Consider the following 16612-nt stretch of genomic DNA (forward strand, 5'->3'; position numbering starts at 1 on the left):
GCAGGACTCAGGCGTCCAGGAAAACGAAGTGCTCACCTACCGGCCGGCTACCAACAGGAGTTTGCCGGATGGCTCACTCCCAGAACTGATTAGGATTCGACATGCGCGCAGCGGACCGCCCGTCCGTCCCCGTGACCTTCGAGAACTGGCAGGCACCGGAGCTCATCCGCTGGTCGTTCCAGCACCTGGACGAAGTCGGCCCCACCGCCGCCATCTCCCGCGGCGGCCCGGCGGCCGAGTTGGAGCGCAGCCCGCTCGACCTCGCCGGTCTCGACGTGGCCCTCGACGACGGATCGACCCGCACCGTGGCCGGCATCGTGGGTGCCAGCGACACCGACGGCTGGATGGTGCTGCACCGCAACCGGGTGGTCGCCGAGGAATACGCCGGCGGGATGACCCCGGCGACGCGCCACCTCCTGATGTCGGTGAGCAAATCGCTGGTGTCCACGGTGGTCGGTGCGCTGGTCGGCCGCGGGCTCGTCGACCCCGAAGCCCCGGTGGCCGCCTACGTGCCCGAGCTCGCCGGCAGCGGGTACACCGGTGCCACCGTGCGGCACCTGCTGGACATGCGCAGCGGCGTCGCGTTCTGCGAGGACTACCTCGACCCGGACTCGGATGTGGGGCACCTCGACGAAGCCGTCGGGTGGGTGCCGAGGCGCAGCGCGGACTCCCCCGCGTCGCTCAAGGCGTTCCTCCCCACCCTGCGCCAGGATCGCCCGCACGGTGGCCGGTTCGAGTACCGCAGCGCGGAAACCGACGTGCTCGGCTGGGTCTGCGAGGCCGCGGCCGGCGAGCGCTTCCCCCGGCTGGCATCGGATCTGCTCTGGTCGCGGCTGGGCGCGGAGCACGACGCCTTCATCGCCGTGGACTCCGAGGGCACCGGGATGTTCGACGGCGGGATCTGCGCGACGCTCGGCGACGTCGCCCGCTTCGGCGCGATGATCCTGGCGGGCGGGACCTCGCTCACCGGCGAGCAGGTGGTGCCCGCGCAGTGGGTGGCGGACATCTTCACCGGCGCACCGGACGGGGCGGAGTCCTTCGCCCCGTCCGCCGATGCGCACGGGCTGCCGGGCGGGACTTACCGCAGCAAGTTCTGGTTCCCCAAGGCGGGCGGCGATGTGGCGCTGTGCCTGGGCATCCACGGTCAACTCGTCTACCTCGACCGCGCGAACGACGTGGTGGGCGTGAAGCTCTCCAGCTGGCCTGCGCCGCTGGAACGGTGGAAGCACCTCGCGTCGCTGCGGATGTTCGAGGCGATCAGCGCCCACCTGGCCGACGGGACCTGACGGCGGGTCGTCGCGCCGCAGGGGCTTGTCCGACCGGACAGCCGGGTGCGGGCAAAGATGGCCGATCGAACAAGCTTCTCGTGGTCGCTGAAACTTTAATCTTCCGGAACATCTTCCCGAGCTCGCGCCGACGGAACGGTGAACGGATCGATGGTCAACCACGCAGGCCCCCCGCCCGAGCACGAGGTAGCGCCGCCGACAGGCCGCACTCTCCTCGTCATCGGCGACGACGAGGACCTGGGCCGATCGGTGGCCGACCACGCCCAGCGCTGGGGGAACCACGTCGACCGCCTGCACCGGCCGGACGACGACGAGCTGCGACGCCGACTGCCGGACTCCGTCGACGGCGTGGCCGTGGTGTCCCGCAACGACATCGTGGCGTTGCGCTACGCCCTGCTCGTAGAACATCTCGCACCCGGAGTACGGCTGGTCGTCACGATCTTCGACCGCACGGTCGCGGACGAACTCACCCGCTCCGTCCCGAACTGCACCGTGCTCGGGATGACGGACGCAATCGTGCCGGCACTGCTGGGCACCTGCGTCACACCGAACCTCGCCAGCCTCCAACGCTCGGGCGACCAGCTCCTGGCCGTCGAACACACCGCCGACGGGACCCGGGTCAGCCGGACGCCGCATCGGCCCGCGCGGTGGCGAAGCCGATTCCACTTGCTCCGCAGCCAATTCCGGCCGGTGGAGACCTCATCACGAGCGATGCTCACCGGATTCGCCGGCCTGCTCCTCGTGCTCGCCCTCGACAGCACCCTGGCCTGGACCGTCCTGCACGAGCACTGGGCCGACGCGATCTGGCACGCCACCCGCACCCTGACCACCGTCGGCTCCTCCCCCGCCATCGAACACGCCCCCGACTGGTACAAGCTGCTCTCCGCGACGTCCATGCTCGCCGTGCTCGCATTCGCCGCGATGTTCACCGCGGGCTTCGTGGACCGGCTCATGTCGCGACGGCTCACCGGCATCGTCGGCTCCCGCGCGGTGCCACGCCGCAACCACGTCGTGATCGTCGGCCTCGGGCAGGTCGCACTACGACTGTGCTGCGAACTGCAAGCGATGGGGATCCCCGTCGTGGCCGTCGAACGAGACCGCCACGCACCGTGCCTGCCGCTGGCCCGCGAGCTCGGCATCCCCGTGGTCCTGGGCCGGGGCGGCGACCGATTCTTGCTGCAACGCCTCGCCTTGCCAAAAGCCAGAGCGCTGGCGGCGGTTTCGTCCGACGGTCTGGAGAACATCGCCGTCGCCGTCACGGCCCGAGCCGTCGCACCTCAGCTGCGAATCGTGCTGCGTGCCGGAGGAGACGACGTCACGGCCGAATCCAAATCGCTGTTCCGCATCGGCGCGGTATGCGACGTCACCCGCATCGCAGGCCCGTTCGTCGCAGCAAGGCTGCTCGGCCTGAAACCGCTGAGCGTCTTCACCCTGCTCGACCGCACCTGCGCATTGTTCGACGACGACCTCGTGGTCGACCTCGCGCAATGGGCGTCCCGTCCCATCGAGAACGTCACCATTTCCGCGAACTGAAGTCGAGGAAGGTCAATACGATGCCCCAGCAGTCCCATGTAGACACCGCGACGAATCCCGCCTCGGCGGGCGGTGCGACCGACACCAAGCCGGAATCGACGCCGCGCCAGGAGAACCCCGAAGCGACGTTCTACGACCACGAAGAGAGCCACCTGATCCTGGGCTACAACTGACGTCCGGCCGCCGAGGGCAATCGAATGTCCACACGGGATGATCGAGTTGCATGGCCGGCTTCGCCCAGGCGCCCTAGCCGCGAAGAGCCGATGTGAAGATCGCGGGCAGCGCCCACCATCGCGGCCGCGCGGTGAGGCTACCCGTACTTCCGCATGGACACGCCCGACAGGGGCCTAGGAGCCGGACAGCAGGACAGGTTCTTGCAGTCCACGGAGGACGACCGGTGGCGCGGCCGTGGTCAGTGCGCCAGCAGTTCGTCCAGTTCTTGCTGGAAGAGCAGGGCCGGGTCGAATCCCATTCCGTTGAAGTGCCCGGCGAGTTCGAGCGAGACGACGCCGTGCACGCGGGTCCAGAAGGCCAGGGACTTGCGGAGGGCCGCGGTCGGCGCCGAGTCGTCGGCCCAATGGCGGTGTTCTTCGAGATTGGCGTCGAACGGTGTCGCCGGGGCCTCCGCGGAGAGCGCAGCCGTGTGGGCGTCGATCAGCACGGCCATCATCTCGGATGTGATCTTCGCGGTGTCCTCCGGCGCGTGGTAGCCGGGAACGGGCGTGCCGTAGAGGAGGAAGTACCGCTGCGGGTCCGCGAGGGCCCAGTCCCGCACGACGTGCGCCAGCCCGGCCACGTCGGCGCCGGAGCCGGCAGCCGCCAGGACGGCGTCGGCGAGGCTTCGGTAGGCGTCGCGGATGAGTTCGGTGAGCAGCTCGTCGCGGCTGGCGAAATACCGGTACAGCGCGGGGCCGCTCATCCCCATGCGCTTGGCGATCGCGTTGAGGGACAACGCCGAGACGCCGGTCGTGGCCACCTGCTCCCACGCGCGCTGTTTGATCTCCGCGTGCACCTGGGCCCGGTAGCGCTCCCGCGGGCTCGTACCGCCCGTACCCATCGCAGTCACCCTCCCGCCGCAGCGCCATCAACTCTAGTTAGAGGTTATCACTTTCTCTATTGACACTCAGTTTGAGTAGTTATAGCTTCTAACTCAAGCGAGTACTACTAACTATCTCGTGTTCAACGAGGAGGAGAACCATGTCCGGCATCCACTCGAGCACCTCGCCGAACCCGCAGGCCCGGCCCCGCCGCCGAGGTGGTGCACGTGCCGCACTGGTCGCGATCCCGCTGGCCGCCGGCATCCTCGGCGCCATCGTCATCCCCACCCTGGCGGCCACGGGCGGTCACGCAGCCGACCCGACTTCGCTGACCTGCCAGGGCGAGGGTGTCGATCCCACCGCCGAGGTCCGGTACCGGACCGAGACCTTCATCAAGGCACCGCTGCGCACGGTCTGGGAGCTGCAGACCGACGTGAAGAACTGGCCGTCCTGGCAGGAGCCCGTCACCACCGCCGAGCGCCTGGACCCGGGCAGGTTCCAGAAGAACTCGCAGTTCCGGTGGACCACGCCGGTCCCGCCCACCCCGGTCAGCCCGGTCAGCCCAGCCACGACGCTGGCCATCACCTCCACCGTCCAGCAGCTGCAGCACAACAAGTGCATCCGCTGGACCGGGCCCGAGATCGGCGAAGGACTGCACATCGACGGCGTCCACGTCTGGAACTTCACCGAGGTCAACGGCGGCGTCCTGGTGCGCACCGAGGAAACCCACACCGGCCCGCAGGTCGACGCCGACGTGCCCCTCGCGACCGATCACCTCGGAAAGGGCCTGGAGGCATGGCTGGCAGCCCTCAAGGCCACCGCCGAGGCCCGCCACTTCAACCCGACGGACAACGCCTGACCCGACCCCGGCGACCACGCCGAAGAACCCGCGCCGCACGCATGACCGACAGGTCAACGCGAACTTCGTTGCATAGCAACGGATTCCACGCGCTGCGCCTCGACCCCAGGAGAAGACGAATGGTCACCGCAACACCGCACCGCAACCACTTCCCCGCCGCAAGGCTCGTCACCATCTCGGCGTGGGCCACGCCGGTCCTGATCACCGGCCAGTTCGCCATGGTGGCGGTGGTCCCGGTCGCGCTCGTGCTGATCGGCACCCTGAGCGACACGCGCCTCCGAGCACTCCGGTGGTGGGCCGCCGCACTCGCGGCGGTCTACGCAATACCCCTAGCCCTCTGGGCGATCGGACCGGACCGAGCACCAAGCCTGTCCAAGGACATGAACCCGGCCTTCGCGGCCCTCGTGATCGCCACGGCGATCGCGGTCGCCATGGCCAACCACCGCAGGCACAGGACTTCATCCCGCTCCGGAGCACCCGCTTAGCTCGTCGTTCAACCCCTACGGTCCCCTCTTCCCCGTCGCTGTGGCAAAGATTCCGGGTGGGTGATGTCGAGCAGCAGATCGGCGGCACGTGCGAGGACCTGGGTGCGGGTGCGATCGCCGTGATCGGCGGTGAGGAAGTGCGCGCCGATCGCCGCGCAGAATGCGAGAAGACTGCGGGCTTCGATCTCGTCGGGGTCGGAGCAGAAGGTGCCGATCATGTCGCGCAACAGGGCCATGCGCTGATTGTCGATTCGCCGGAGTCGTTCGGCGACCGCCGCATCGCGTCTCGCCCAGTCGCGGATCGCCAGGTCGATGGGGAGCAGGCGGTCGTCCGAGAGGGTGAGCGCGCCCGCGCGGCGAATTTTGGCCTTCGGGTCGCCACCCTCGTGTTCGATGCGTTCGAGCACGTCGTCGGTGCTTTCTCGTTCCCAGGTGTCCAGCATCGCTTCGAGGAGCGCCTCGCGGTCGGCGAAGTATCCGTAGAAGCCGCCCTTGGTGACGCCCAGGCGTTTGGCCAGCGCTTCGACGCGGACAGCTTCCGGGCCACCGTCGGATAGAGCCTCGAGTCCCGCCTCGATCCACCTCTCGCGCGGAGTACGGGTAGCGCCCACGGTGTGTCCTGCCTCACCTTGTAGCCGTTTATACGGAACCGTATAAACGGACTGGTCTTGATCTATACGCCATCGTATATCGGATGGAGCGACGGAATGAAGCTTCCTGGCGCGGCGCACACCGACCAGCCGTGGCGGATTCACGAACTCACCCGCGGCTTCCAACTGGAAGATGTGTGGGCCTTCCGCACTCCGGGTGCCGGACCGGACGACTTCCCCGCGATGCTCGCCGCGATCAACGCGAACGGCAGACCCGAGCAGCAGCCGGGGCTGAGCCGGTTCCTGTTCGCGGTGCGCTTCAAGCTCGGAGCCCTCTTCGGGTGGGACAAGCCCGAGGCCGGCACCGCAATGCGGGTCCGATCGCTGCGCAAGTGCCTGCCGCACGACCTTCGCAACACCACGGGCAGCGCGGACCCCGACGACGACCCCTTCACCCCGGTCTACGTACTGGGCAACGAATCAGCCGAAGAGCTGGCGAACAAGACCGTTCACTCGGTCATGCACCTCGGGTGGGTGCCGACCGACCGCGGTGAACACGAACTACGGATGGCGGTCCTGGTCAAACCCAACGGCTTACTCGGACGGCTCTACCTGGCTGCCATCAGGCCGTTTCGCTACCTCATCGTCTATCCAGCATTGACCCGGCAATGGGAACGCGCATGGCGAGAGCGTGACCTCCCGCGTCCGCAGGGCACCGGCGCAGTCGAGCGCGCGGTCGGGACGCGCGAGGTCCCCGCACCCGTCCTCGCCCTCGGTTCGGTGCCCGGCATCGACTACGTCGACATGTTCACCCTCGCCACCGACGTGACCGCGACCCCGGAGCAGTGGGCCCGAGCGATGTTCGGAGACGTACCCACCCTCGCCGAACGGCTGATCTGGCGCGGCCTTCTCAGCATGCGCCTCAGCCGAGGGCCATCACCGGACACCATCGCCGGATGGCGGATCGCCGAACGCGGCGAGGACTGGATCCGACTCGAGGCCGCCTCCTGGTTCCTGACCGGCAACCTCCTCATCAGCACGCCCCCAGGACGTGTATCGCTGGCCACCGTCGTGCACTACAGCCGGCACTTCGGCCGCATCTGGTGGCCCCCACTCGCCGCTGTCCACCGCCGTCTCGCCCCCGGACTCCTCCGCGACGCCGAAGCGACTGTCCGGGCTGCCCGGCGGTAGACCGGCCCACTCCCACGGACAGCGGGACCATATTCCGCGCATCGATGAAGACGGCGCCGATACAGGCTGCCCTCATCGCCATGGGCCGTGGAAGGCGGGCGACCGCGTCGACGCCGACGGAAGTCCCCGCTGTGTTCAGCGGGAGGGTTTGAATGCCATTGCGCGGGTGGTTTCGGCTACCTCGGGCCAGCGGGGGTCTGTTGGGGCTGCCGGGAATCCGAGGAGCGGTGCCAGGCGCTTCCAGGCTTTCGGGTGGGCCTTCTGGTAGGCCAGCAGGACCTTCTGGACCTCCCGGGCTTCGAGGAAGCGGTGGTCGGGCTCCGGCCATCGGCGTGCGCCGAGGCGCACCTCGATGGCCGGGGCCGCCTGGATGTTCCGGTACCAGTCGGGGTTCTTGCCCCACGCCGCCACCACCACGACCTCCGGGACCTCCGGGGCGTAGCCCACGACTTCCACGACCACTTCCCGCCGGGCGCCGGTTCGCCGGCCCCGGTGGGCCAGGTAGAGCAACCGGTGCCCGGCCAGCCACCCGAGTCTCGCCCGGTAGAGCCAGATCGGCGCGCGCAGCAGGATGCGCAGCGCACCACGCGGTTTCCGGTCGGTCACGGCCATGCTCACTCCCGTCGGCTCTCGGCCGGTTGATTCGCCAGGCATGCCTTCGCCGGTTTCGGGGCCGGGGCCCTGTCCGGCAGATGATAGGCGCGACACCCCCGGCACGGGCACGCGCGGCGTCACCTTCGGACGTTGGGAGGTATGCGCGGCGAGCAGGCCCGAGCCTGTTCGCCGCCCTCCCTGCCGGGTTCAGCGGGATTGGGCGGCCTGGATCACGGCGTGGATCGCTCGAGCGATCCGGTCGGCGGCGTGCTCGGGGTCGGGTTGACCGGCGTCCAGCCAGGCGATGATCGCTTCGTGGGCGACGGTGGGGACCAGCCGCGCCGCCCAGCCGCGCCACGGGCCTTCCGGGATCACCTCGCTGACGTGTCGCTCGGCGATCTCGGTCGACGCGGTTCGGATCGCGTCGACGACGTCCCGGAATTCCGGTTCGCGGGCCGCGTGGCGGAACAGCAGCCGAAACCCGTCGGGATCCGCACCCGCGGCCCGCAGCAGCGCGGGGATGCTGGTGTCGTCGAAATCGTCGTCGCCGACGGCCTCGGTGAGCCGGACGCAGGCGCGGTCGAGCACGGCCCGGTAGAGGTCGGCCTTCGAGTCGAAGTGCTGGTAGAGGATCATGCGGCTGACTTCGGCTTCGGCAGCCACGTCGTCGAGGCCGGTCGCCCTGTAGCCACCGCGGGCGAACGATCTGGTGGCCGCCTCCAGGATCTGTGCACGCCGCTGCGCCCGAGGCATGCGCCGCGTCGGCGTCGCAGTTCCCGACGCCGCTGCTCCAGTCGTCCGGCCCGCCATCGTCGCCACCCCTCTTGTTGACTTTAAAGTCAACATCTACATTTATTTATGACAGTGTATACAACCTTGGGTAAATATAGGGGTGTCATGATCGCTCCGATCCAGTTGCCGTTCGAACAGCGGCATCCGCTGGAGGTCGCGCCGCAGCTGCGCGACCTGCAGTCACGGCGCGCGGTGCACGAGGTGCGCACCGCGGTCGGCGACAGGGCATGGCTGGTCACCAGCCATGCCTTGGTGCGCCGGCTGCTCGCCGACGAGCGGCTCGGGCGCTCACATCCCGCACCGGAACACGCATCCCGCACCGGGGAGTCCGCACTGTTCGGCGGTCCGCAGGGCGACTTCGACACCGAGCAGGTCGACCACGCCAGGATGCGCACGCTGCTGCAGCCGCACTTCTCGCCCAGGCAGATGCGCCGGCTGCGGGCCCGCGTCGAGGCGCTGACCGCCCAGCTGCTCGACGGCTTGGCCGAACAAGGCCCACCGGCGGACCTGCACGCCGCGCTCGCGCTCCCGCTTCCGATCCTGGTGATCTGCGAACTGATCGGCGTGCCCTACGACGACCGCGACCAGTTCCGCGCGTGGACGCAGGCGGCGGCCGACGTCACCGACCGGACGCGCTCCGAACAGGGGCTCGCCGACCTGTTCGCCTACGGCCGGCAGCTCGTCGCCCGCAAGCGCCGGGATCCCGGCGACGACATGATCTCCCGGCTGTGCGCCACCGACTCGGTGGGCGATGACGAGATCGCCATGCTTTCCATGGCCCTGCTGTTCGCCGGACACGAGACCACGGTCGTGCAGATCGGCATGGGCGCCCTGCTGCTGTTGGCCGACCCGGCGCAGTGGCGGACGCTGCTGGAACAACCCGGCCTGGTGCCGAACGCGGTGGAGGAAGTCCTGCGCGCCCCTGGCCGGGGCGGCGACGGGATTCCCCGCTACGCCCGGACCGACTTCGACATCGAAGGCGCGACCGTCCACAGGGGAGACCTGGTGCTGCTTCACTCCGGGGCGGCCAACCGCGACGAGACCGTCTTCTCCGATCCCGATCGCTTCGACATCACCCGCGGGACGGTCGGCCACCTGGCATTCGGCCACGGCCCGCGGTACTGCATAGGCGCCCCGCTGGCCCGCATCGAACTGCAGGCGGTGTTCGGCCAGCTGGTTCCCCGGTTCCCGACGATGCGGCCGGCCGTTCCCATCGAGGAGCTGGCACTGCGCCGGGACGTGCTCACCGGCGGACTGATCGCACTCCCGGTGACCTGGTGAGCACCAGGCCGGCAAGTCCGGCCTAGCGGCGCGCCCGCCGTCGGTCAGCCGGTCTTCGGCGTCGTGAGCGCCGGGGCGAGGACCCAGAGGACCCTGGTCGGACTGCCGTCGTCGGTGACGCTGGTGAACGTGTGCGCGGTGTCCCCGGCGAAGGTGAGCGCGTCGCCGGTTTCCAGGGTGATCTCCTCCCCGGCGAGGGCGACGCGGAGGCGGCCTTCGAGCACGAAGACGAACTCGACCCCGGTGGGCAGGACGTAAGGTTCGTCGCCGCTGCCGCCGCCGGGGCCGATCACGCTCAGGATCGCCTGCACTCGGCGCTCGCCTTCGGGCGTCAGGAGGTACTCGTGCATGCCTTCGCCGCCGAAGCGGATGGACGGGTAGGCGTCGTGCCGGACCACTTCGCCCGCGGCGGCGGCGAAGAAGGTCGACACGGAGACCTCCAGCGCCTCGCAGAGCCGCATCAGCGACGCCACCGACGGGTTGACCTGATCGCGCTCCACTTTGGATAGATAGCCCTTGGTCAGGCCGCTGCGCTCCGCCAGTTCGGCGAGCGTCTTGCGCCTGGACATCCGGATGGCCTTCAGCTGGGCGCCGATGCCTTCGCCGCGCTGTTCGCCGGTGGGTGCCTTGTGGGTACCTGCCACGGGTCAGGACTCCTTGCTCTCGGGCTGGAGTTCCAGGTTGCCATCCGCGCACCCATGAAACCTGTGTTTCCTATGAAAAACAAGTGTTGACTTCGGGTGTTCGCGGAGCCACGCTCCCCGTTACTTGGCGCACAGGGGAAGGGCGATGGGACATTGGCTGACACGATTCGCTTGTGGGGCGGGCGGTTTCGCACGCCGTCGGATCCCGCGCTGACCGATCTCTCCCGATCCGACCCGTCGTACTTCCGGATGGCCCCCTACGACCTCGCCGGCTCCCGGGCCCACGTCCGCGAGCTGCAACGAGGGGGCATCCTCGACGAGTCCGAGTGCACGGCCGTGCTGACCGCGATCGACGAGCTGGACGCGGACGTCCGCGCCGGCCGGGTCGCGCCGACGCCGGACGACGAGGACGTGCACACCTTCATCGAGCGGGTCCTGCTCCAGCGGCTCGGGCCGCTCGGCGGCAAGGTCAGGGCCGGCCGGTCGCGCAACGACCAGGCCGCCAACGACCTGCGCCTGTTCCTCCGGGACCGGGTGCGCACGATCGTCGCCGAGGTGGCCGACCTGCAGGACGCCCTGATCGCGCAGGCGCGGCAGCACGTCCGGTCGATCGCTCCGGGGTTCACGCACCTGCAGCCGGCGCAACCGGTGGTGTTCGCCCACCAGCTCCTCGCCCACGCGCAGTCCTTCTCCCGGGACGTCGAGCGCTTGCAGGACTGGGACCGGCGCAGCGCCCGCTCACCGCTGGGCGCGGCGGCGTTGGCCGGTTCCTCCGTCGCGGTGCGACCGGAGCTCTCGGCCGCCGAGCTCGGATACGCGGCGCCGTGCGAGAACTCCATCGACGCCGTCGCCAGCCGCGACCACGTCGCCGAATTCCTGTTCGCCACCTCGATGCTCGCGGTCAACGTGTCGCGGTTGGGCGAGGAGGTCTGCCTGTGGACCTCGCGGCAGTTCGGCTGGGTCGTGCTCGACGACGGGTTCTCCACCGGCAGTTCGATCATGCCGCAGAAGAAGAACCCCGACATCGCCGAGCTCGCCCGCGGCAAGGCGGGGCGCCTGCTCGGCGACCTGGCCGGGTTGATGGCGGTGCTGAAGTCCCTGCCGCTGGCCTACAACCGCGACCTCGCCGAGGACAAGCGGGCCGCGCTGGACAGCGTCGACACGTTGGCGCTGGTGCTGCCCGCAATGGCGGGCATGGTGCGCACGATGCGGGTCGACGTGGACGTGCTGCGCGAGCAGGCCACCGACGGGTTCACCCTCGCGACCGAGGTGGCGGATTGGCTTGCGGAGCAAGGGGTTCCGTTCAGCGAGGCGCACGAGGTCACCGGCGCTCTGGTGCAGCTGTGCGAGGACAGCGGCATCGAGCTGGAGGAGGTGACGGACGCCGACCTGCGGTCCGTGGACGAGCGGCTGACGCCGGCGGTGCGGGATCGGCTGACGCCGGAGGCGGCCGTGGCGGCCCGCATCGGCTACGGCGGTACCGCTCCGGACCGGGTCGTCGAGCAGATCGACCGGCTGACGGCCGTCACGGCCGCGCAGCGCGCGTGGTCCGCCGCGTACGAGGGGCCGAGGTCATGAGTAGCCCTGTGTCAACCTCAGCCCTCCTCAACCGCACCCCAGGGGACCGTGACGCAAACCAGCCACGAGAAACCACGCAACGGGAGATTGAGCTGAACGCAACCGCCACTGTGAATCGCGGAGAGGCGGACCAGTCATGAGCCCGCTGCACCAGGCCGAGCCCGCGGCGACGGCGGGCGCGGACTGGGAAACGGTGCCGCGCAAGCACTTCGGCCGCTGGGTCGCCGCGGTCGTCGTGCTGGCCGGGGTCGCCTGGTTCGCGCATTCCTTCGCCAACGCGCAGATCGAGTGGCCGGTGGTCCGCGAATACCTCGCGGCACCCGTGCTGCTCAAGGGCTTGGTGCTGACGGTCGTCCTGACGATCGTGGCGATGGTGCTGGGGATCGTCCTCGGCGTCGTCGTCGCGGTGATGCGGTTGTCGAAGAACCCGATCACCAGCGGCGTCGCCTGGGTCTACGTGTGGATCTTCCGCGGGACCCCGGTGTATCTGCAGCTGCTGATGTGGTTCAACCTGGCGTTGATCTTCCCGGTGGTCTCGATCCCGGGCATCTACACCGGCCGCACGGTCGAGCTGGTGACGCCGTTCGTCGCCGCCGCGCTCGGCCTGGGCATCAATCAGGGCGCCTACACCAGCGAGGTGGTGCGCGCCGGGATCCTGTCCGTCGACGAGGGTCAGCTCGAGGCGGCGCGGGCGATCGGGATGACGCGGCTGAAGGCATTGCGGCGGATCGTCCTGCCGCAGGCGATGCGCGTGATCATCCCGCCGGTGGGCAACGAGACGATCAGCATGCTGAAGACGACGTCGCTCGCGTCGGCCGTGGGCGTCACCGAGATCGTGCTGGAGGCGCAGCACATCTACTTCGTCAACAACCGGATCATGGAGCTGCTCATCGTCTGCGCCGTCTGGTACCTGGCCGCCGTGTCGGTGCTGTCCGCGCTGCAGTTCTACCTCGAACGGCACTACGCGCGCGGTGCCACGAGCCGTGCGCTGCCGCCCACCCCGCTGCAGCGGTTGCGGGCAGCCGTGCTGCGGCAGAAAGCAGGTGCGTGATGACCGCATTGGTGCGGGCCGAGGGCGTGCACAAGAGCTTCGGCGACCTGCAGGTCCTCCAGGGCATCGATCTGGAGGTCGCCGACGGCGAGGTGCTGTGCCTGCTCGGGCCCTCCGGGTCGGGCAAGAGCACCTTCCTGCGCTGCATCAACCACCTGGAGCAGATCAGCCGGGGCCGGATCTGGGTCGGCGACCAGGTCATCGGCTACGAGCCGCGCGGCGGGAAGCTCCACGAGCTGGACGAGCGGTCGGTCGCCCGGCAGCGGCAGTCCGTCGGCATGGTCTTCCAGCGCTTCAACCTCTTCCCGCACCTGACCGCGCTGGAGAACGTGATCGAGGGCCCGGTCCAGGTCAAGCGGGAAACGAAGGCCACGGCCGTCGCCCGGGCCGAGGGGCTCCTGGCCCGGGTCGGGCTGGCCGACAAGCGCGATGCGTATCCGCGGCAGCTCTCGGGCGGCCAGCAGCAGCGGGTGGCGATCGCGCGGGCGCTGGCGATGGAGCCGTCCCTGCTGCTGTTCGACGAACCCACTTCGGCGCTGGACCCCGAGCTGGTCGGCGAGGTCCTCGAAGTGATGAAGGACCTGGCGAAGTCGGGCCTGACGATGATCGTGGTGACCCACGAGATCGGCTTCGCCCGCGAGGTCGCCGACCGGGTCGCGTTCATGGACGCCGGCGCGATCGTCGAGATCGGCGCGCCCAGGGCAGTGCTCGACCACCCCGAACACCCCCGCACCCAGGCATTCCTGCAGCGGGTTCTCTGACCCCCGATTCTTCGAGCGAGGTAGTCATGCTTCGAAAAGGCCCCAAGGTCCTCACCGCCGCGCTGCTCGCCGGGCTGCTCGGCACGGCTGGCTGCGCGGGCGGCAGCACCAACACCGGCGCATCGAACAACAGCGGGTTGCCGGATGTCGTGGCGCAGTCCGGGACGCTCCGGATCGGGATGTCCCCGGACCTGCCGCCGATGGAGTTCCGCGACGAGGCGACCGGTCAGGTGGTCGGCGTCGACGTCGAGATCGCCAACGCCATGGCCCAGCAGCTCGGCGTCAAGGCCGAGTTCGTCGAGCAGCCCTTCGACCAGCTGCTCAACTCGGTGGCCACCGGCCGCGTCGACATCGTCATGTCCGGGCTGTCGGACACCACCGAGCGGCAGAAGACGGTCGACTTCGTCGACTACTTCCTCTCCCGCGCCCAGTTCTACTCGCTGCAGGAGCGCGCCGCGGAGTTCGCCTCGCCGGAATCGTTGTGCGGCAGGAAGCTCGCGGTGAGCAAGAAGACCGACTACTACCTGATGGTGCAGAAGTACGACGCGGAAACGTGCGGCGGCAAGGGACTCCCGCCGATCGAGCTGCTGCCGACCGACTCCGGGTCGGCGGCCCGCCTGCAGCTGGAGCAGCGCCGCGCCGACGTCGCGGTGCAGAGCGGCGAGAACCTGGCGTTCTTCGAGAAGAAGGACCCGGCGAAGTTCGAAACCGTCCTGGAACCGCTGCCCGGCAAGCCCTTCGGCGTGGTGGTCAAGAAGGGCGACCAGCAGATGGCCGCCGCGGTGCAGAAGGCCCTGACCGCGGTGGTCGACAACGGCTCCTACCAGTCGATCCTGGACAAGTGGGGCCTCGGCTACGGGGCCACCCGGCCGGTGGTCAACGGCGTCAAGCCGTGAGCGGTGGCCGGTTGGTCTGGCGGGGCGGCGCCCGGGTGGCCGTCGCCCTCGCCTTCGACCTCGACGGGCCGACCGGGGCCGCCATGCTCGACGGCAGCATCTGGCGGAAACCGGAGTACTTCACCCTCGGCTCGTACGGCCCGTGGCGGGCGCTGCCGCGAATCCTCGACCTCCTCGACGCCGCCGGTGTCCCGGCCACGTTCTTCATCCCGGCCTGGGTCGTGGAGACCTGGCCGGAGCGCTGCCAGGACGTCGTGGCGCGCGGCCACGAGGTCGCCCACCACGGCTACCGGCACGAGTCGTTCCGCGATCTCGGCACCGACCAGCAGCGGCGGGTGCTCCAGCGCAGTCAGGAGATCTTCGCGGACGTGCTGGGCGCGCCCGCGGTCGGCTACCGCACGCCGTCCGGGGACTGGGCCGTCGACACCCCGCGGCTGCTGGTCGAGCACGGGTTCCGCTACTCCAGTTCGATGCGCGGCGACGACCGGCCCTACCGGCACCGCATCGACGGGCGGCCGTCGCCGCTGGTGGAGATTCCGGCGCGCTGGGAGCTCGATGACTACGCGTACCTCGCGTACCACCGCAGACCGGACTTCCCGGCCGGGCAGGATCGCATCGCCGGCTATGCGACGACCCTGGCCAACTGGCGGCGCGAGTTCGACGGGCACCGGGCCGAAGGGCTGTGCATGACGACCCTGTTCCACCCCAAGGTGATCGGCAAGCCCGGGCGACTGCAACTGCTTGAGCGGTTACTGACCCACATGCGCGGCCCGGGCGACGTGTGGTTCGCCACCTGCCGCGACATCGCCGAGTGGCACCGCGAGGTGCAGGACGTTCCGGAGGAGGGGTGACATGGCGACGCGGACCTGGCCTCGCGGGCAGCAGTGCGCCGTGGCGGTCACGGTGGATTTCGACGGCGACCTCGCCCTGCTTTCCGCGGATCCCTCGCTGGAATCGCGGGAGAAGACGCTGTCGCAGTTCCGCTACGGCGCGACGCGCGGCGTCGACCGGCTGCTCGCGTTGTTCGCCGATCTCGACGTGCCGGCGACCTGGTTCGTCCCGGGCGCGAACGCCCGCGAGCACCGGGAGCCGGTGGAGCGGATCCACGCCGCCGGTCACGAGATCGGCAATCACGGCTTCGCGCACGAGGACTTCGACCGGCTCGACCTCGCCGGCCAGCTTTCCGCGATCGAAGCCGGTCAGGAGGCGCTCGCCGGGATCACCGGTGCGCGGCCCCGGGGATTCCGCGTGCCGCAGGGCGATTTCGCGCGCGGGCTCCCCGAGGCGCTGGCGGCGGCGGGAATCGATTGGTCCTCGTCGTGGCGCGGCGACGACCTGCCGTACGTCCACCCCGCCGGGCCGGTGGAGATCCCGCTGCACCACGAGCTCGAAGACGCCCCGTACTTCGTGTTCAACCTCGACCCGCCGATGCCCGCCGGCCAGTGCCGGATCGCCGGCTACGCCGACGTGCTGGACAACTGGTGGCGGGAATTCCAGGCGCACCACCGGTTCGGGCTCTGCTACGTCCTCCGCCTGCACCCGGAGGTGTCCGGAACCCCCGGGCGCATCGGGCTCGTCCGCGAGCTCCTCGGGCGCATCCGAGCCACCGGCGGGACGTGGTTCGCGACCGGGAGCGAGATCGCGGACTGGTGGCGCGAGAACCACCCCGTCAACGAACCCGGGCACCCGGCCGACGTCTTCGCCCGGCTGACCGGAGGTGGTTCCGATGCCTGAGCCCACGGCAAGCCGCCTCGGCGGCTGCGGCGGTTACCAGGAGCACAACCAGGCGGGCTGGCACTCCACCGGAACCTGCGGCCCCTTCGGTTCGGCCGCCGCAGCAGACCGCATCCTGGCCCCCGCGGTGGACTCGGCGCTGAGCCTCCCGGTCCTCGGCTGGCCCTTCTGATCCCCTCCCGCACTCACCCCGACGTGCAGTCGTCCGCAATTTCAATGGAAATCGGACCTTCGATTTCCATTGAAATTGGGCTCTTGTGACGTTTCCGTGGGTGGTGTGAGTGGCTGGTTTGGCCATGG

The 16612-nt window shown here is 69.6% G+C and carries 19 protein-coding genes; 14 read left to right on the plus strand and 5 right to left on the minus strand.

Features of this window, described 5'->3' with window-relative positions:
• Positions 1-101 precede the first annotated feature (101 nt).
• The 3 genes from AC07EQ_RS43105 (at position 102) to AC07EQ_RS43115 (ending at position 2992) form a co-directional block, all read left to right on the plus strand.
• Positions 102-1286 (plus strand): serine hydrolase domain-containing protein, encoded by a 1185-nt coding sequence (locus AC07EQ_RS43105; RefSeq protein ID WP_478393566.1) that lies wholly within the window; start codon positions 102-104, stop codon positions 1284-1286.
• 150 nt (positions 1287-1436) lie between these two features.
• Positions 1437-2819, plus strand: a complete 1383-nt coding sequence (locus AC07EQ_RS43110) for an NAD-binding protein (RefSeq protein ID WP_478393567.1) — start codon at positions 1437-1439, stop codon at positions 2817-2819.
• 20 nt (positions 2820-2839) lie between these two features.
• On the plus strand, positions 2840-2992 hold the full coding sequence (locus AC07EQ_RS43115) for a hypothetical protein (protein WP_478393568.1): 153 nt from the start codon (positions 2840-2842) through the stop codon (positions 2990-2992).
• Positions 2993-3231: 239 nt separating this feature from the next.
• Here the strand turns inward: AC07EQ_RS43115 and AC07EQ_RS43120 are convergent, their stop codons facing one another.
• The gene (locus AC07EQ_RS43120) at positions 3232-3876 is read right to left on the minus strand and encodes a TetR/AcrR family transcriptional regulator (protein WP_478393569.1); all 645 of its coding nucleotides are present in this window, start codon (positions 3874-3876) and stop codon (positions 3232-3234) included.
• A gap of 140 nt (positions 3877-4016) precedes the next feature.
• On the opposite strand from AC07EQ_RS43120, the gene AC07EQ_RS43125 reads away from it, so the two are divergent.
• Positions 4017-4715 carry an SRPBCC family protein gene (locus AC07EQ_RS43125; RefSeq protein ID WP_478393570.1) on the plus strand — a complete coding sequence of 233 codons (699 nt, stop codon included), beginning with the start codon at positions 4017-4019 and terminating at the stop codon, positions 4713-4715.
• A 119-nt stretch (positions 4716-4834) separates the two neighbouring features.
• On the plus strand, positions 4835-5200 hold the full coding sequence (locus tag AC07EQ_RS43130; RefSeq protein ID WP_478393571.1) for a hypothetical protein: 366 nt from the start codon (positions 4835-4837) through the stop codon (positions 5198-5200).
• 8 nt (positions 5201-5208) lie between these two features.
• On the opposite strand, the gene AC07EQ_RS43135 is transcribed toward AC07EQ_RS43130, so the two are convergent.
• Positions 5209-5811, minus strand: a complete 603-nt coding sequence (locus AC07EQ_RS43135) for a TetR/AcrR family transcriptional regulator (RefSeq protein WP_478393572.1) — start codon at positions 5809-5811, stop codon at positions 5209-5211.
• 96 nt (positions 5812-5907) lie between these two features.
• Between AC07EQ_RS43135 and AC07EQ_RS43140 the strand changes: the two genes are divergently transcribed.
• A complete protein-coding gene (locus AC07EQ_RS43140; protein WP_478393573.1) occupies positions 5908-6981 on the plus strand; it encodes a DUF2867 domain-containing protein in 1074 nt (357 codons plus the stop codon).
• A gap of 135 nt (positions 6982-7116) precedes the next feature.
• On the opposite strand, the gene AC07EQ_RS43145 is transcribed toward AC07EQ_RS43140, so the two are convergent.
• Both AC07EQ_RS43145 and AC07EQ_RS43150 read right to left on the minus strand, forming a co-directional pair.
• On the minus strand, positions 7117-7593 hold the full coding sequence (locus tag AC07EQ_RS43145) for a nitroreductase family deazaflavin-dependent oxidoreductase (RefSeq protein WP_478393574.1): 477 nt from the start codon (positions 7591-7593) through the stop codon (positions 7117-7119).
• Positions 7594-7782: 189 nt separating this feature from the next.
• A complete protein-coding gene (locus tag AC07EQ_RS43150) occupies positions 7783-8328 on the minus strand; it encodes a TetR/AcrR family transcriptional regulator (protein WP_478393575.1) in 546 nt (181 codons plus the stop codon).
• Between the two features lie 144 nt (positions 8329-8472).
• Here AC07EQ_RS43150 and AC07EQ_RS43155 point away from each other — a divergent pair, with 144 nt between their 5' ends.
• Positions 8473-9648: a cytochrome P450 gene (locus tag AC07EQ_RS43155; RefSeq protein ID WP_478393576.1), complete on the plus strand. Its 1176-nt coding sequence runs from the start codon at positions 8473-8475 to the stop codon at positions 9646-9648.
• A gap of 44 nt (positions 9649-9692) precedes the next feature.
• Here the strand turns inward: AC07EQ_RS43155 and AC07EQ_RS43160 are convergent, their stop codons facing one another.
• Positions 9693-10292 (minus strand): helix-turn-helix domain-containing protein, encoded by a 600-nt coding sequence (locus tag AC07EQ_RS43160; protein ID WP_397530256.1) that lies wholly within the window; start codon positions 10290-10292, stop codon positions 9693-9695.
• A gap of 153 nt (positions 10293-10445) precedes the next feature.
• Here AC07EQ_RS43160 and argH point away from each other — a divergent pair, with 153 nt between their 5' ends.
• From argH to AC07EQ_RS43195, 7 genes are all read left to right on the plus strand, one after another.
• The gene (gene argH, locus AC07EQ_RS43165; RefSeq protein WP_478393577.1) at positions 10446-11870 is read left to right on the plus strand and encodes an argininosuccinate lyase; all 1425 of its coding nucleotides are present in this window, start codon (positions 10446-10448) and stop codon (positions 11868-11870) included.
• Positions 11871-12006: 136 nt separating this feature from the next.
• On the plus strand, positions 12007-12921 hold the full coding sequence (locus AC07EQ_RS43170) for an amino acid ABC transporter permease (RefSeq protein ID WP_478393578.1): 915 nt from the start codon (positions 12007-12009) through the stop codon (positions 12919-12921).
• On the plus strand, positions 12921-13682 hold the full coding sequence (locus AC07EQ_RS43175; protein ID WP_478393579.1) for an amino acid ABC transporter ATP-binding protein: 762 nt from the start codon (positions 12921-12923) through the stop codon (positions 13680-13682). Before AC07EQ_RS43170 ends, AC07EQ_RS43175 begins: the two co-directional genes overlap by 1 nt.
• A gap of 26 nt (positions 13683-13708) precedes the next feature.
• Entirely contained in the window at positions 13709-14578 is an 870-nt protein-coding gene (locus AC07EQ_RS43180; RefSeq protein WP_478393580.1) for an ABC transporter substrate-binding protein, read from the plus strand.
• Between the two features lie 11 nt (positions 14579-14589).
• The gene (locus AC07EQ_RS43185; protein ID WP_478393581.1) at positions 14590-15429 is read left to right on the plus strand and encodes a polysaccharide deacetylase family protein; all 840 of its coding nucleotides are present in this window, start codon (positions 14590-14592) and stop codon (positions 15427-15429) included.
• Position 15430: 1 nt separating this feature from the next.
• Positions 15431-16312, plus strand: coding sequence for a polysaccharide deacetylase family protein (locus AC07EQ_RS43190; protein WP_478393582.1), 882 nt, complete (start codon positions 15431-15433; stop codon positions 16310-16312).
• A complete protein-coding gene (locus AC07EQ_RS43195) occupies positions 16305-16484 on the plus strand; it encodes a hypothetical protein (protein WP_478393583.1) in 180 nt (59 codons plus the stop codon). Before AC07EQ_RS43190 ends, AC07EQ_RS43195 begins: the two co-directional genes overlap by 8 nt.
• Positions 16485-16612 lie beyond the last annotated feature (128 nt).

The sequence above is a fragment of the Saccharopolyspora sp. NPDC045839 genome (genome assembly GCF_056431645.1).

Coding starts and splice junctions, on each gene's coding strand:
- AC07EQ_RS43105 (WP_478393566.1), top strand. CDS start 102: ATGCGCGCAGCGGACCGCCCGTCCGTCCCCGTGACCTTCGAGAACTGG.
- AC07EQ_RS43110 (WP_478393567.1), top strand. CDS start 1,437: ATGGTCAACCACGCAGGCCCCCCGCCCGAGCACGAGGTAGCGCCGCCG.
- AC07EQ_RS43115 (WP_478393568.1), top strand. CDS start 2,840: ATGCCCCAGCAGTCCCATGTAGACACCGCGACGAATCCCGCCTCGGCG.
- AC07EQ_RS43120 (WP_478393569.1), bottom strand. CDS start 3,876: ATGGGTACGGGCGGTACGAGCCCGCGGGAGCGCTACCGGGCCCAGGTG.
- AC07EQ_RS43125 (WP_478393570.1), top strand. CDS start 4,017: ATGTCCGGCATCCACTCGAGCACCTCGCCGAACCCGCAGGCCCGGCCC.
- AC07EQ_RS43130 (WP_478393571.1), top strand. CDS start 4,835: ATGGTCACCGCAACACCGCACCGCAACCACTTCCCCGCCGCAAGGCTC.
- AC07EQ_RS43140 (WP_478393573.1), top strand. CDS start 5,908: ATGAAGCTTCCTGGCGCGGCGCACACCGACCAGCCGTGGCGGATTCAC.
- AC07EQ_RS43145 (WP_478393574.1), bottom strand. CDS start 7,593: ATGGCCGTGACCGACCGGAAACCGCGTGGTGCGCTGCGCATCCTGCTG.
- AC07EQ_RS43150 (WP_478393575.1), bottom strand. CDS start 8,328: ATGCCTCGGGCGCAGCGGCGTGCACAGATCCTGGAGGCGGCCACCAGA.
- AC07EQ_RS43155 (WP_478393576.1), top strand. CDS start 8,473: ATGATCGCTCCGATCCAGTTGCCGTTCGAACAGCGGCATCCGCTGGAG.
- AC07EQ_RS43170 (WP_478393578.1), top strand. CDS start 12,007: ATGAGCCCGCTGCACCAGGCCGAGCCCGCGGCGACGGCGGGCGCGGAC.
- AC07EQ_RS43175 (WP_478393579.1), top strand. CDS start 12,921: ATGACCGCATTGGTGCGGGCCGAGGGCGTGCACAAGAGCTTCGGCGAC.
- AC07EQ_RS43180 (WP_478393580.1), top strand. CDS start 13,709: ATGCTTCGAAAAGGCCCCAAGGTCCTCACCGCCGCGCTGCTCGCCGGG.
- AC07EQ_RS43190 (WP_478393582.1), top strand. CDS start 15,431: ATGGCGACGCGGACCTGGCCTCGCGGGCAGCAGTGCGCCGTGGCGGTC.
- AC07EQ_RS43195 (WP_478393583.1), top strand. CDS start 16,305: ATGCCTGAGCCCACGGCAAGCCGCCTCGGCGGCTGCGGCGGTTACCAG.